Origin of the sequence: Tundrisphaera macrotermitis, from assembly GCF_051175315.1 — a bacterium.
Classification (GTDB): Bacteria; Planctomycetota; Planctomycetia; order Isosphaerales; family Isosphaeraceae; genus Tundrisphaera.
Genome location: NZ_CP195100.1, coordinates 2256046 through 2269929, shown reverse-complemented (window position 1 = coordinate 2269929; position 13884 = coordinate 2256046). Strand labels below are relative to the sequence as shown.

8 protein-coding genes are annotated in these 13884 nt (G+C 71.9%); 4 read left to right on the top strand and 4 right to left on the bottom strand.

Translation table 11 applies throughout. The annotated features are described in order from the left end of the window. Positions 1-9 precede the first annotated feature (9 nt). The 3 genes from TA3x_RS09195 to TA3x_RS09185 all read right to left on the bottom strand — a co-directional run bounded on the left by TA3x_RS09195 (position 10) and on the right by TA3x_RS09185 (position 7156). A complete protein-coding gene (locus TA3x_RS09195) occupies positions 10-3207 on the bottom strand; it encodes a PAS domain-containing protein (RefSeq protein WP_435020456.1) in 3198 nt (1065 codons plus the stop codon). A 523-nt stretch (positions 3208-3730) separates the two neighbouring features. Continuing rightward, positions 3731-5224 (bottom strand): FAD-dependent monooxygenase, encoded by a 1494-nt coding sequence (locus TA3x_RS09190; RefSeq protein ID WP_435020454.1) that lies wholly within the window; start codon positions 5222-5224, stop codon positions 3731-3733. 54 nt (positions 5225-5278) lie between these two features. Beyond that, positions 5279-7156 (bottom strand): beta-L-arabinofuranosidase domain-containing protein, encoded by a 1878-nt coding sequence (locus TA3x_RS09185; protein ID WP_435020452.1) that lies wholly within the window; start codon positions 7154-7156, stop codon positions 5279-5281. 174 nt (positions 7157-7330) lie between these two features. Here TA3x_RS09185 and TA3x_RS09180 point away from each other — a divergent pair, with 174 nt between their 5' ends. From TA3x_RS09180 to TA3x_RS09170, 3 genes are read left to right on the top strand one after another with little or no spacing between them, the layout of a single operon-like run. Further along, complete coding sequence (locus TA3x_RS09180) at positions 7331-8380, top strand: prenyltransferase/squalene oxidase repeat-containing protein (RefSeq protein WP_435020451.1); 1050 nt, start codon at positions 7331-7333, stop codon at positions 8378-8380. Continuing rightward, on the top strand, positions 8377-9348 hold the full coding sequence (locus tag TA3x_RS09175; RefSeq protein ID WP_435020449.1) for a glycosyltransferase family 2 protein: 972 nt from the start codon (positions 8377-8379) through the stop codon (positions 9346-9348). The genes TA3x_RS09180 and TA3x_RS09175 overlap by 4 nt, the downstream gene beginning before the upstream one ends. Before the next feature lie 40 nt (positions 9349-9388). Continuing rightward, the gene (locus TA3x_RS09170; protein WP_435020448.1) at positions 9389-10126 is read left to right on the top strand and encodes a class I SAM-dependent methyltransferase; all 738 of its coding nucleotides are present in this window, start codon (positions 9389-9391) and stop codon (positions 10124-10126) included. Between the two features lie 30 nt (positions 10127-10156). On the opposite strand, the gene TA3x_RS09165 is transcribed toward TA3x_RS09170, so the two are convergent. Then, entirely contained in the window at positions 10157-11536 is a 1380-nt protein-coding gene (locus TA3x_RS09165) for an arylsulfatase B (protein ID WP_435020446.1), read from the bottom strand. Between the two features lie 194 nt (positions 11537-11730). On the opposite strand from TA3x_RS09165, the gene TA3x_RS09160 reads away from it, so the two are divergent. After that, positions 11731-13719, top strand: coding sequence for an FAD-dependent oxidoreductase (locus TA3x_RS09160; RefSeq protein ID WP_435020444.1), 1989 nt, complete (start codon positions 11731-11733; stop codon positions 13717-13719). The last annotated feature ends 165 nt before the right edge of the window (positions 13720-13884 follow it).

The window sequence follows — 13884 nt, the reverse complement described above, 5'->3', positions numbered from 1 at the left end:
GCTCCCCGGTCAGCGCCCGGCCCGCATGATGGCCACGAGCGTCTCGTAGTCGAGGGGCTTCACCAGATGGTGGTCGAACCCGGCCTCGCGTGCGCGGCTGCGGGCCGCCTCCTCGCCGTACCCTGAGACGGCGATGATCGTCGTGCCCGCCAGCCCGTCGGCACGCAGGCGCCGGGCGACCTCGTAGCCGTCCATGCCGGGTAGCCCGATGTCGAGCAGGACGAAGTCGGGGGCGAACCACCCGGCGAGGCCGAGCGCCGTCGGGCCGTCGGAGGCCACCTCGACCTGGTTGCCCAGGACCTTCAGGAGCCTCGCGAGGCCGCGGGCCGAATCCTCGTTGTCGTCGACCACGAGGACCCTTGCCCCCTTGGCCGGCGATCCCTCGGCGGGCCTGGACGCCCCCGGCCGCCCCGCCTCCGGCGCGGCCACGGCGGGCAGCCTCACGGTGAATTCGCTCCCCCGGGCCACGCCCTCGCTCCGGGCGATGACGCTCCCTCCGTGCATCTCGACCAGGTTCTTGACCAGCGTGAGCCCGATGCCCAGCCCCCCCTCGGAACGGGCGATCGAGCGGTCCCCCTGGGCGAACAGTTCGAACATCTGCGGGATCTTCTCCGGCGGAATCCCGGTGCCGTTGTCCGAGACAGCGACCGCGACCGAGCCGCCGTCGGGCCGGGCCGCGAGCGTGATCCTCCCGCCCGCCTCGGTGTATTTCGCCGCGTTGGTGAGCAGGTTCACGAGCACCTGCTCGATCCGGTGGGGATCCGCATCCACCCACATCGGGGCCGTCGAGTGGGAGACCGTGAGCTCGTGGCGCCGCTCCTCGACCAGCGGCCGGACGGTCTCCACGGCGCTCGCGACCAGCGCGAGCATGTCGACCTTCCGCCTCTTGAGCTCGATCTTCCCGCGGGTGATCCGCGAGACGTCGAGCAGGTCGTCGATCATCCGGGAGAGCGAGCCCACGTGCTTGCCGATGACCTCCTTGGCCCACTCCAGGTCTTCCCGGGCGTCGCTCCGCCGGACCACCTGGACGGCGTTGCCGATGGCCGAGAGGGGGTTCCGGAGCTCGTGCGCCAGCATGGCCAGGAACTCGTCCTTCCTCCGGTCGTTCTCGCGGAGCACCTCGGCCGCGCGCACGCGCTCGATGTGGGCCCACGACCGCTCGACCACCTCCTCGACGAGCGCCACCTCGGCGTTGGACCAGGGCCGGGGCGTCGCTTGATGGGCGGCCATCATGGCGACGAGCCGCCCGTCCTTCACGAGCGGGCAGCAGACGATGGCCTTGATCCCGATGGCGTTGAACATGTCGGCGCCGCCCCCAGGGTCGAGTTCCGCGTCCACGTCGCGGATGACCAGCGTCCGCCCGCCCCTCATGTCGGCGGCGGCCCTCGGCCCGAAGAGGTCGAGGGAATAGGCCCCCGCGGTGCTCGCCGCGCCGGGGGCGGTCCAGTCCTGGTGGATGACGAACCGGTCGCTGTCGGCGTCGACCGTCGCGTACGCGGTGCGCGTGGCCTCCAGGTGCTCGCCCAGGAGCCGGGCGGTCGTGGCCATGATCTCGCCGGCGTCGTCGGCCGACCGGGTCGCCTGGCCGAGCGTGTCCAGGAATCGGAACCGCTCCTCGCTCGATCGCAGCTCCTCCTCGTCGCGCCGGCGGTCGGTGACGTCGCCGAAGACGCCGATCATCCGCTCGGACTTGCCGCCCGGGTCCGGGACGGCGAGGTTGATGCTCAGGACCCGCCGGACGGCCCCGCCGGGCAGGACGATCCGGTACTCGGTCTCGAGACGCGACATCGAGTCGCGCGAGCGGGCCGACTCGGCCGCCACCCGCGCGAGGTCCTCGGGGTGGATGCGGGCGAAGAGATCCCCGGCGCGCGTCCCCTCCCCCGGGCCGAAGCCGAAGATCTCGCGGCAACGGTCGTCGAGCGTCATCAGGTCGGTCGCGACGTCCCACTCGAAGGTGCCGAGGCTCGCGGCCGAGAGCGCGGCGGCGAGCCGACCCTCGCCCCGCCTCAGCTCCGCCTCGGACTCCTTCAGGTCCGTGACGTCCCGGGTCGTGCCGGCGACCGCCACCACCTCGCCGCCGGCGCCGAGCACCGGCACGAAGATGTAGTCGTACATCCGCCGGCCGTTCGTCCCGTTGAACGGCACCACGCCGCGGATCGGCGCCCGGGTGCGGACCACCTGCTCGATCTCCCGGTCGTGCAGCTCGGCGTGCCAGGGCTCGTAGCCGAGTTCCAGGCAGTTCTTGCCGAGGGACTCCTCGCGGGTCCGGCCCCACATGGCGAGGAGGGCCTCGTTGGCGTAGGCGAAGCGATGATCCAGGTCGAAGATGTAGACCAGGTCGGGTGTGTTCGACAGCGCCGCCTCGTAGACGAGCCTCTGGCGGTCCGACTCCTCCTTCAATCGTTCCCGCTCCGCCTCGATCCCCTTGCTGCGGCTGATGTCGCTCGCGGCGCCGAACCACTCGATGATCTCCCCGGCCGCGTCGAGGACCGGGACGGCCCGCGAGTACGTCCAGCCGAGGGTCCCGTCGGGCCGGAGGGTCCGGTGTTCGAGTGAGAACGGCTGCCGGGTGGCGATGGCCCGCCCGATCGCCTCCCGGAGCCGCTCATGCTCGAAGGCCGGGACGTTCCGGTCGATCCAGTTGCGGATCGGCTCGTCGTTGCTGGGGATCAGGCCCCGGCCGTCGAGCGGCTGGAGCAGCGACCAGTCGGGGTTCAATTGATAGATCACATCCGACGTGGCGGTCACCAGGGCGCGGAACCTCCGCTCGCTCCGCGCCAGGGACGCCTCGGCCAGCTTCGCGTCGTGGATGTCGGTCGAGGTGCCGAACCAGCGGACGATCTCCCCGGACTCCGGATCGCGATACGGCTCGGCCCGGACCAGGAACCACCGGTAGTCGCCGCGCCTCGACCGGATCCGGTGCTCGACCCGGAAGGTCGACCCGGACCGGCGCGCCTCGGTGAACGCCGCCATCGTCGGCGGCCCGTCATCGGGGTGGAGGAAGCTGGCCGCGACCTCCGGGGCCGTGGTCGGCTCGTACGGGACGCCCGTGTAGGCCTCCCACTGGCGGTTGAAGAATTCGGTACGCCCATCGGCGTCGGTGACCCAAACGATCTGAGGGATGGCGTCCGCCATCAGCCGAAACTGCTCCTCGCCGGAGCGATGCGGGTCTTCGGCGACGCCCAGGATCGGAGACTCACGCCGCATGTCATTACCGGATCGAGTCATGGGGGGCCAACCGCGTGGGAAATGCGTGGGTCTCGATCGGGAGGCGAGGGCCTCGCGGCCCGCGGCGCCGAATCATGCTGTCGCAGACCGGGAGCGGGCCTCCATCCGCGCGGCGAGGACCGGCGGGCCGACCACTCCCGGCCGTCCGGGGTGACATCACGCACGCCGCGTGCCCCGGCGATGCCCCATCCCTCGGATCGGCCACACCAGGACGCCAGCCGGCCGGATCGGGCTCGGCCCGCGATCGACACGATGATGCGTCAAACGTGTGCCCCATCCCATCGTATGCACCCACGTCCCCCGCCGCACAGGTGGCCCGGCCCGCTTTCGTGAGCGAGCTTACGCGACGCGGAAGATCCGACGATCCCGCCGATGGCATGATGTTTCAAATCCGCCACGCGGCAGGTTCCGGAGCTTCGCCGGTCGAGGATCCCGCTGATGTGCGGCCCGCCGCACCGAAGTCGCCCCCGCTCCCCATACCAGCCAAATCGCCCAAAACCCTTCAACCTCGCCCGCGCCGGAGGAGCCGGCGGAGATGGGCCTCGATGGCGGCCCAGTCCCCCTTCCGGGCGACCGCGGCGACGTAGCCGTCCGGCCGAACGAGCCAGAGGCCGTCCCTGGAGAAGGGGGCGCGGACCTCGGGTTCGAGCACGTCGGGATGGCGGGCGATCAGCACGGCCCCGTCCACGTCGGAGGGGCCGAACAGGACGAAGCGGGGGGTGTCCCCGGCGCCGACCGGTTGGGCATCGCCCCGCAACGGGGCCCGCTCGCCGGGGGCGGGATGGCCGGGGCCGTGGTGGGACGGGGCGGTGAGGGGGCTCGTCGGGTAGCCGACCGAAAGTTCGGCCAGCTTGTTCGCCATCGCCTTGCGGGCGGGGGAGAGCCCGAACACCAGCGAGGCGGCGACGTTGCGGATCTCCTGGAGGACGGCCCCCTTGAGGACCGCCAGCGCCGTCAGGCGGCCGGCATCGGCCAGCACCTGCCGACCCACGGCCCCGCGCTCGATATTGTAGCTGCTCAGGAGGGGTTCCGACGCGGCCAGTCCGCGATGGACCAGGGCCAGCTTCCAGGCCAGGTTGCAGGCGTCCTGAATCCCCGTGTTCATGCCCTGCCCCCCGGCCGGGCTGTGGATGTGGGCCGCATCCCCGGCGAGGAAGGCCCGGCCGGATCGGTAGTCGGCCACCTTGCGTTCGTTGATCCGGAAAGAGGCCAGCCAGATCGGGTCCGACGCGGTGAGGCCGCCCGGCCCGCGCCGGTCCAGGAGCGCCTGGACCTCCGCCAGCGACGGGTCGGCGCGGCGGTCCGGCCCGGACGCGTCCCCCACGTCGGCGATCATGCGATAGCGCCCCGGCGCGATCGGGAACAGCGCCATGGTCCCATCCCGGTGCCAGAAGATGGCGATCTCGGGCGGGTCGGCCTTCACGCCGGCGAGGTGGACGTCGGCCAGGATCCAGTCGCTCGGCGTCGTCTCCCCCTCGAATCCCATCCCCAGTGCATGCCGCACCGTGCTGTGGGCCCCGTCGCAGCCGATCAGCCACGAGGCCCGGACCGCCTCCTCGGACCCATCGGCGCGGAGGATCGTGGCGTCGACGCCGTCCGCGTCGGTGGCGAAGCGGGCCAGTTCGGTCCGGCGTTCCACCCGGACGCCGTGACCGTCCAGATGCTCCTCCAGCAGCCGCTCGGTCTCGCTCTGGGGGATCATCAGGGCGAACGGATAGGGCGTCTCCATCCCGTCCAGGCGGACGCGGGCGATCTCGCGGGCCTCGGCCCGGATGCTCGCGGCCAAGACCTTCATCCCGGCCGCCAGGAAAGCCGGGGTGCAGCCCGCCCGGTCGAGGAGTTCCAGGGTCCGGCTCCAGACCACCAGGGCCTTGGACTTGTCGGTCCGCTGGGCGGACTTGTCGATGATCCGCACCGACAGGCCGTACCGCCTCAATTCGCCCGCCATCGCCAGTCCGACCGGGCCGGCGCCCACCACGAGCACGTCAGGATTCATGGCAAATCACCCGAGGATGGTTGTCGGAATCGTCCCGTCGATCGCCCCGGCGGCTCAAGGCACCGGCGACGTGCGGCCGGGGGCCGAGCGGTCGAACGGGGTCGGCTTGATCCCCTCGACCGGCAGCCAGGAGCGGTAGGCCGAGCCGTCGGCGCCGGCGGAGGCAAAGTCGCACAGGCGGAACGGGCGGCCGTCGGATCGGCCTTCCAGCAGGAGGATCGGCCGGGGCGCCGGGCCGTCCCAGGCGACCGGGGCGAGGGTCGAGAGGGAGGCGGCGGAGAGGTTCGGGAGGTCGGCCGGGTCGAACCGGGGGTCGGAGGCGAGCAGGAGCGGGCCGCGATAGATCGACGACTTGCCCGCAAACTCGCGCTCGCCGGCCCAGGCGCGGGGGGCGAAGTCGAAGGTGATCGCCACCTCGTCGCCGGCCTTCCAGGGGCGGTCGAGCACGAGGTAGCGGCCGGGCGTGACGCCGGGCACCGGGGTGCCGTTGACCGCCACCGTGGTCCGGGCCGACCAGCGGGGGATGCGGAGCCGGAGCGGGAACGCCGCCGGGCGGTCGGGGTCCACCGCGATGCGGACGGCCGGGTCGGCGGGATAGGTGGTCGCCTGGGTGAGCGTGACCGTCGGGCCCGTGGGGACGGTCACGACGATCCGGCCGGGTCCGTACCAGTTCAGCGTCAGGCCGTCCTGATCCGCCCCGACGGCCCACCGGCTCAGGAGCCCGAGGCCGCGGGCGGCGTTCACGGAGCAGCAGTTCAGCTCGGGCGAGCCGGCGCGGCACTGGAAGCCGATCTCGTGGAAGTTGGCCAGGCGGCGGCCATCCATCGGGGTGTTGTAGGTGCTCCACCGCCCCGACGGGGCGAACAGTCCGAGGGCGGAATTGAGCGTCGACAGCTCCAGTTCGTCGGCCACCAGGGGGTCGCCGGTCATGCGGAGCATCTCCACGCTCATGGCCATCCAGGCGATCGTGCAGCAGGTCTCGATGGCCCCCGGGTGCTCCGGGTGGCCCTGGGCCTGCTCGCCGGAGGAGAACCCGCCGTTGTTGTGGCGGTCGGTCTCGACGATGCTCCACCACAGGTTCTCGAACGCCCGACGGTCGTCGGGGTTGCCGCCGACGCGGTGCCGCTCGGCCAGCGCCAGGATCGGGTGCAGGCTCTCCCACCGGGGCCTGGGCGTCTTGAAGAACGGCACCCCGGCCAGCCCCTGGCGGAAGTAGTCCCCGGCCATCGGCTTGCCCGCCGGGTCGAGCGCGGCGAACTCGGCGATGAACTGGTCGGCCAGATCCCGGTGACGCCCGTCCCCGGTGCGGCGGTGGAGCAGGAGCAGGCCGTGGGCCGGCGCCAGGTTCATCTCGGTCCAGCCGGTGTCGACCAGCCGGGGCTTTTTATCGCCCAGGAAGCGGTCGCAGAACAGGTTGCCGATCTTCGTCGCGGCGGCCAGGGCGGCGGGGTCGCCGGTGCGCTCCGAGTACGCCAGGAGGCCGAGCAGGGCGTGATAATGCCCCCAGGCGTCCCAGGTCCCTCCGGGTTTGCCGGCGATGTTGGGCCCGGTGCCGGTCAGGCGATGGTCGCGCGGGAACGGGCCGAGGTAGCCGTCGGCGTCCTGGCAGGCGACGAAGTCGGCGACGAACCGCCGGAGGTGGTCCTCCAGGGCCGGGTCATCGGTGAGGTTGAGGATCTCGACCGACCCGGTCAGGTACTTGCCGGCGAACTCCCCCGACCACGGCAGGAGGTCGCGGGCCGGCGGGCGGTCGCGGTCGCGGAACATCCCCAGCAGCGCCGGGTTGGCCGCCGGGGCTTCCAGCAACCAGCGGCGGGTGACATTCCGCGTCGTTTCGCTCAACGGTCCCGCGAGCGAGAACCGGGCCCGGGGCTCGTCCGGGGGGGCGGCCAGGACCAGGGTCGCCACCATCCCGGCCATCAGTCCGATCACCGCATCCCCTCCCCGATCGCGCCGCCCGGGCCGGACATCCCGGCCATCGGGGGTTCAGGGTAAGCCCGCCGGCCCGGCCACGCAACCCGCGCGGGAGGAGGCTGGACCGGGCCGGGGCCCCGGGCGTAGAGTGAAGGCCGACCCAGGACCGACGAAGGCCCGGCCCCGAGACCCATGACGACCCGACTCGCACGCATGGCCCGATCGGCCGCCCTGCTCCTGGTCCTGGCCTCCCCCCCCTCCTCCGCCCGCGCCCAGGGGCCGAGCCCGAGCCGGTCGGACGCGGCGATCGCCAAGGCGCTGGCCTACCTGCAACGATCCCAGAAGGCCGACGGCGGGTGGGATGCCGGGTTCGGGCGGGCGACCTCGACCACGTCGCTGGCGGTGATGGCCTTCCTGGCGGCCGGGCACGTCCCCGGGCGGCCGGGGCCGTATCGCGACGCGATCGACCGTGGGATCGACTACGTCCTGGACCACCAAAAGCCCAACGGGATGCTGGTCAGCAACACCAGCCACGGCCCGATGTACTGCCACGGCATCAGCACCCTGATGCTCGCCGAGGTCGTGGGCATGATCCCCGACCCCGAGGCCGCCGACCGGGCCCGCGCCGCGCTGGCGAAGGCGGTGGCGCTGATCCTGAAGGCCCAGGACGCCCCCGGCAAGGGGGAGCGGAACGCCGGCGGGTGGCGGTATCAGCCCACCTCGTCGGACAGCGACCTGAGCGTGAGCGGCTGGCAGGTCATGGCGCTGCGGGCCGCGAAGACCGCCGGCTGCGCCGTGCCGTCGGGCCACATCGACCGCGCCGTGGGCTACCTCAAGAAATGCGCGGCCCCGGGGGGCGGGTTCGGCTACCAGCCGGGGGGCGGGGCGAACAACCCACGCACCGGCACCGGCATCCTGGCCCTGGAGATCTGCGGCGACCACCTCTCGGCCGAGGCCATGGCGGGGGCCGAGTACCTGCTCAAGCACCCGCCCCGGTGGGGCAGCGAGTACTTCTTCTACGAGGTCTATTACTGCCCCCAGGCGCTGTTCCAGGTCGGCGACCGCTACTTCGACGCCTACTACCCGCCCCTGGTGGCGATCCTGCTGTCCCACCAGGACCCCGACGGCAGCTGGCTGTCGGGCGACGGCAACGACCGGTCGGGCGGGCGGGTCTACTGCACCGCCACCGCCGTCCTCGCCCTGGCCGTCGAATACCGCTACCTGCCGATCTACCAGCGATGAACCACGCCGAGCCCCTGGACCGATCGCTCCTGACGATCGTCGTGCCGATCTACAACGAGGCGGAGAACCTGCCCGAGCTGGAGGTCCGCCTCCTGGCCATCACCGAGGCCACGGGCTTCTTCGAGCACGAGTTCCTGCTCGTCTCCGACGGCAGCGTGGACCGCTCCGAGGCGATGATACGCACGATGGTGGAGAATGACTCCCGGTTCCGGGGGATCTTCCTGAGCCGCAACTTCGGCCACCAGGCGGCCGTGTCGATCGGGCTTGAGCACGCCCGGGGGTCGGTCGTCGCGGTGATCGACGCCGACCTCCAGGACCCGCCCGAGGCGATCCCCGACCTGCTCGTCGCCCTGGGCCGGGGGGCCGACGTGGCCTACGGGGTCCGGCTCAAGCGCAAGGAGGGCGTCCTCAAACGGGCCTCCTACTTCACCTTCTACCGGCTGCTGGGCACCCTGGCGGCGATCGAGATCCCCCCGGATGCCGGGGACTTCTCGTGCATGAGGCGGCGGGTCGTCGACGCGATGCTCCGCCTGCCCGAGCGGAACCGGTTCGTCCGGGGGATCCGGTCGTGGGTCGGGTTCACGCAGGTCGGCGTCGCGTACGAACGGGCGGCGCGGGCGGCCGGGGCCCCGAAGTACGGGCTCCGCAAGCTCCTGGCCCTGGCCTACGACGGGATGTTCTCGTTCACGCGGCTGCCGATCCGCCTGATCCAGTTCCTCGGGTTCATCCTCTCGTCGGCGGCGATCCTGGTCGCCTTCGGCTACGTGGCCTGGTACTTCGTCGCCCCGTCGCGGTTCCCGTGGGGGTTCGCCAGCCTGATCATCTCGATCTGGTTCTTCGCCGGGGTCCAGTTGCTCTGCCTGGGCTTCGTCGGCGAATATGTGATCCGCACCTACGAGGAGTCCCGGGCCCGGCCGGTCGCCCTGATCCGCGAGTTCGTCGGCCGGCCCCGGGACCGCGACGGCTGACCGCTGACATCACCCGGGCCGATCCGAGCGCAGGACGACCATGCAAGCCCCCTACGCCGCCGCCTATGCCCGGCTCTACCGCGAGCACTGGTGGTGGCGGAGCCGCGAGGCGATCCTCCTGGACCTGATCCGGTCGCTCGGCCTCCCGCCGGGCGGGGAGATCCTCGACGTCGGCTGCGGCGACGGCCTGTTCTTCCCCGAGCTGGAGAGGTTCGGCCGGGTCCGCGGCATCGAGGTCGACGCCGGCCTGCTCGACCCCGACGGCCCGTACCGCGACCGGATCTCGACACTCCCCCTCGGCGACCCGTCCTATGAAGCCGACGCCGGGCGGTTCGGCCTGATCACCGCGCTCGACGTGATCGAGCACATCGCCGACGACGGCGCGGCGGTGCGGGCGATGGCCGCCATGCTCCGGCCGGGCGGGCTTTTGATCGTCACCGTCCCGGCGTTCCCGGCGCTCTGGGACCACCACGACGAGATCAACCTCCACCACCGCCGCTACACCGCCGCGACGCTCCGCCGGACGCTCGACGTCCCGGGCCTGGAACTGATCCGGCTCCGCTACCTCTATCCGGGCCTGTTCCCGCCCAAGTACCTGGTCGCGCGGGTCAACCGCCGCCGCGCCTCGAAGCTCGAACAGCACGCCCTGCCCGCCCCCTGGGCCAATCGCCTGCTGGCCCGGCTCTGCCTGATCGAAGACCGGATCCTGCGGCGGCTGCCGGTCCCGTTCGGCACCTCGGCCCTGGCCGTCGCCCGCCGGGTCGGGCCGGACGCCTGAGCCCGGCGCCGGCCCCGCTCACCCGGTCAATCAGGCGGGGATCCCTTCCAGGTCGGCCGGGAGCTTGTCCACGTCCTTGGCCCGCATCCCGTCCAGGAGGGCCTTCAGCTCGGCGAGCTTCGCCGGCTCCGCGGCCGCGCGATCGGCCGTCTCGTACGGGTCGGCGGCGATGTTGTAGAGTTCGCTCCGGCCGTTGGCGAAGGCGATCAGCTTCCAATCGCCGTGGCGGAGGACGTGGCCCCGGCGGTGGGCGATGTAGAGGGTGCGCGGGGCGGGGTCCGCGGCCGCCCCCGAGAGCAAGGGCCAGGCGTCGAGGCCGTCCCATTTGAGGTCCGAGGCGGACTGATACCCGACCAGCTTCGCGAGCGTGGGCATCCAGTCCACCGCGTGCAGCGGCGCCAGGAGCTTGCGCGGGGCGAGCTTCGCCGGCCAGTTGACGCACGCCGGCACGCGGATGCCCCCCTCGTAGAGCAGGTCCTTCTGGCCGCGGAGCGGGAGGTTGCTGCTCAGCACCGGGGTCGGCGGGACCTGGCTGATGTAGGCATTCGCGCCGCTGTGCAGGCCCCCGTTGTCGGAGGTGAAGACGATCAGGGTGTTGTCGCGGGCCCCGGAGGCGTCGACCGCCGCGACCAGCTCCCCGACCTTGGCGTCGAGCTGGGAGATGAACGCGGCGAACCGATGGTACGACTCGTCCATCTTGGGGTCGTCGTAGAACTTCCGGCCCTCGTGGAGCTTCTTGTACTCGTCCGGCGCGTCGACCGGGATGTGCACGGCATGGAACGGGACGTAGACGAGCCAGGGCCCCTTGGCCTCGCGGATCCATTTCGCGGACTGCCGCGCCACCAGTTCGGTCGCGTTCCCCTCCTCGTCGTAGACGACCCCGTCGCGGTGCCAGGTCCGGGCATAGGGCCCCTTGCGGTAGAGGTGGCCCCACGGGTCGACGGCCCCGTTGAGCGAGCCGTAGCTGTGGTCGAACCCGTATTGCTTGGGCCCCCACTCCTGCCGCGAGCCCAGGTGCCACTTGCCGGCCATGTGGGTTGTGTATCCGACCGATCGGAGGGCCGAGGCCAGGGTCTCGGTGCCCGGCGGCAGCGCCCGGAGGTTGCTCGGCGCCAGGGCCTGGGGGCCGAACCGGCCGGGATAGCGCCCGGTCATCAGGGCCGTCCGCGTCGGCGTGCAGACCGGCTGGACGTAGTGGGCGTCCAGCTCCACCCCGGTCTTCGCCAGCCGGTCGATGTTCGGCGTGGCGACCCGCCCCCCGTGGTAGGCCACGTCGGCCCAGCCCAGGTCGTCGGCCACGATCAGGAGGATGTTGGGCCTGTCCGCGCCCGCGGCGACCGCCGCCGGGAGCCAGGCGACGGCCGCGAGCAGGGCCCGGGCGAATGAACGGGAGGCGGGGGGTCGGATCATGGGTCTCTCCGGTGGGGGTTCATCGGGCCGCCCCAACCTACCGGCCGCGTCGGGCCGGGTCAAAGCCCGGGGCCGGGGCCCGCCGTCCGGCTCGGATCGGCGGTTGCCGCGGCATCCGGGGCGTGGTAGAGTGCGCATCACGGATGCCCACGGCTCGACCCGAACGGCCCGTCCCTCCCCCGGTGCGACCAATCATGAACGAGACTCCCGATCGCCTCAATCGGCGCGACTTCTTCGCCGCCGCCGGCCTCTCGACGTACTCCGTCCTGGTCCTGGCCGACGGCTCGGCCGAGGCCGCCGCGCCGCCTTTGCGGGCGCCCGAGGAGATCCGGGACGCGTTCCGCGCCATCGCGCCGATGGACGCCGACCTCGCCGCCAAGCGGTTCGAGGGCGAGCCCCACATGACCCTGGTCGACCTCGACTGCGACGTGCTCGTCGCGGGCGGCGGGCCGGCGGGCGTGTGCGCGGCCCTGGCCGCCGCGCGGAGCGGCAGCAAGGTCGTCCTGGTGCAGGACCGGTCCCGCCTGGGGGGGAACTCCTCCAGCGAGGTCAAGATGCACATCGTCGGGGCCAACAACCACGGCGGACGCCCCGGCTGGCGCGAGGGCGGGATCATCGAGGAGCTGCGGCTCGACGACGCCGCCAACAACCCCCAGCGCTCCTGGGAGCTGTGGGACCTGCTCCTCTACGACAAGATCATGACGGAGCCGAACTGCACCCTGCTGCTCGACACCGCCGTGACCGCCGCCGACGTCAAGGACGGCAAGATTGCCCGCGTCCTGGCCCGGTCCGATAAGACCGAGCACCTGTATCGGGTCAACGCCAAGGTCTACATCGACTGCACCGGCGACAGCCGCCTGGCCCTGGAGGCCGGCGCCACCATGCGGTGGGGCCACGAGTCGCGCGAGGCCTACAACGAGCCGCTCGCCTGGGAGAAGCCGACCCGCGAGACCCTCGGCTCCAGCATCCTGTTCACCGCCCGCGACTACGGCAAGCCGATGCCCTTCAAGGCCCCGGCCTGGGCCCGCAAGGTCGAGCCCAAGCACCTCCGGTTCCGCGGCATCTCGTCCTGGGAATACGGCTACTGGTGGATCGAGTGGGGCGGCTCCACCGACACGATCCGCGACAACGAGCGGATCCGCTTCGAGCTGTTGTCGATCGTCACCGGCGTGTGGGACTACATCAAGAACAGCGGCAAGTACCCGACCTCGGCCAACTGGGCCATGGACTGGGTCGGCATGGTCCCCGGCAAGCGCGAGAGCCGCCGCATCGAGGGCGACCACATCCTCACCCAGCACGACCTCATGGGCCTGACCGAGCCGTTCAAGGACGCGCTCGCCATCGGCGGGTGGGGCCTGGACGAGCACCCGCCCGGCGGGTTCGACGACTCGAACAACAAGCCCTTCGTGAGCACCAAGCTGGCGGAGGTGTACAACATCCCCCTGCGGGCGCTCTACAGCAAGGACGTGTCCAACCTGATGATGGCCGGCCGCAACGCCAGTTGCAGCCACGTCGCCTTCACCTCCACGCGCGTGATGGCCACCTGCGCCGTGATGGGACAGGCCGCCGGCACCGCCGCCGCCCACTGCGTGAAGCACGGGATCACCCCGCGGACCCTGGCCGACGACTCGACCCGGATCGTCGACCTCCAGCAGGCCCTGCTCCGCGACGACCAGACGATCAAGGGCCTCCGCAACGAGGACCCGCTCGACGTCGCCCGCCAGGCGAAGGCCACCGCCTCGTCGGTCTACCAGACCGCCAAGCCGGAGAACGTCCTGGACGGCTTCGTCCGCGACATGGCCGGCGAGCTGAACCACCGCTGGGCCGCCCCGATGGCCGGCGGCCCGGTGTGGCTCGACCTCGCCTGGGACAAGCCCCAGCCGATCCGCCACGTCCAGATCACCTTCGACACCGGCTTCCAGCGCGAGCTGACGCTCACGTCGTCGGACAACAACAACAAGCACATCATCCGCGCCCCCCAGCCGGAGACCGTCCGCGACTACGTCCTGAAGGCCAGGACCGCCGACGGCCGCGAGGTCGAACTCGCCCGCGTCACCGGCAACCACCAGCGCCTCCGCCGCCACGATTTCCCCGCGGTCGACGCCCAGTCGATCCGCCTGGAAGTCACGGCCACCAACGGCTCCGAGCAGGCCCGCGTCTACGAGGTCCGCTGCTACGCCTGAGGCCAGAATCGGGGGCCGGCCCTCGTCGGCCCCCTGCCCCTCGCGATGTGCCCGGCCGGGAGGCAGGGCAAGCCCTTCATCTTGAACGGTGCAGATTCGTCATCTCCGTCGGGTGGCTGTGGTTGGCTTGCCAACCACAGGGCCGGCGCCACTGCCCCGGATGGA

Bases quoted from the DNA above. Each gene is read 5' to 3' on its own strand.
- TA3x_RS09195 (WP_435020456.1), bottom strand. From the start codon at position 3,207: ATGCGGCGTGAGTCTCCGATCCTGGGCGTCGCCGAAGACCCGCATCGC.
- TA3x_RS09190 (WP_435020454.1), bottom strand. From the start codon at position 5,224: ATGAATCCTGACGTGCTCGTGGTGGGCGCCGGCCCGGTCGGACTGGCG.
- TA3x_RS09180 (WP_435020451.1), top strand. From the start codon at position 7,331: ATGACGACCCGACTCGCACGCATGGCCCGATCGGCCGCCCTGCTCCTG.
- TA3x_RS09175 (WP_435020449.1), top strand. From the start codon at position 8,377: ATGAACCACGCCGAGCCCCTGGACCGATCGCTCCTGACGATCGTCGTG.
- TA3x_RS09170 (WP_435020448.1), top strand. From the start codon at position 9,389: ATGCAAGCCCCCTACGCCGCCGCCTATGCCCGGCTCTACCGCGAGCAC.
- TA3x_RS09165 (WP_435020446.1), bottom strand. From the start codon at position 11,536: ATGATCCGACCCCCCGCCTCCCGTTCATTCGCCCGGGCCCTGCTCGCG.
- TA3x_RS09160 (WP_435020444.1), top strand. From the start codon at position 11,731: ATGAACGAGACTCCCGATCGCCTCAATCGGCGCGACTTCTTCGCCGCC.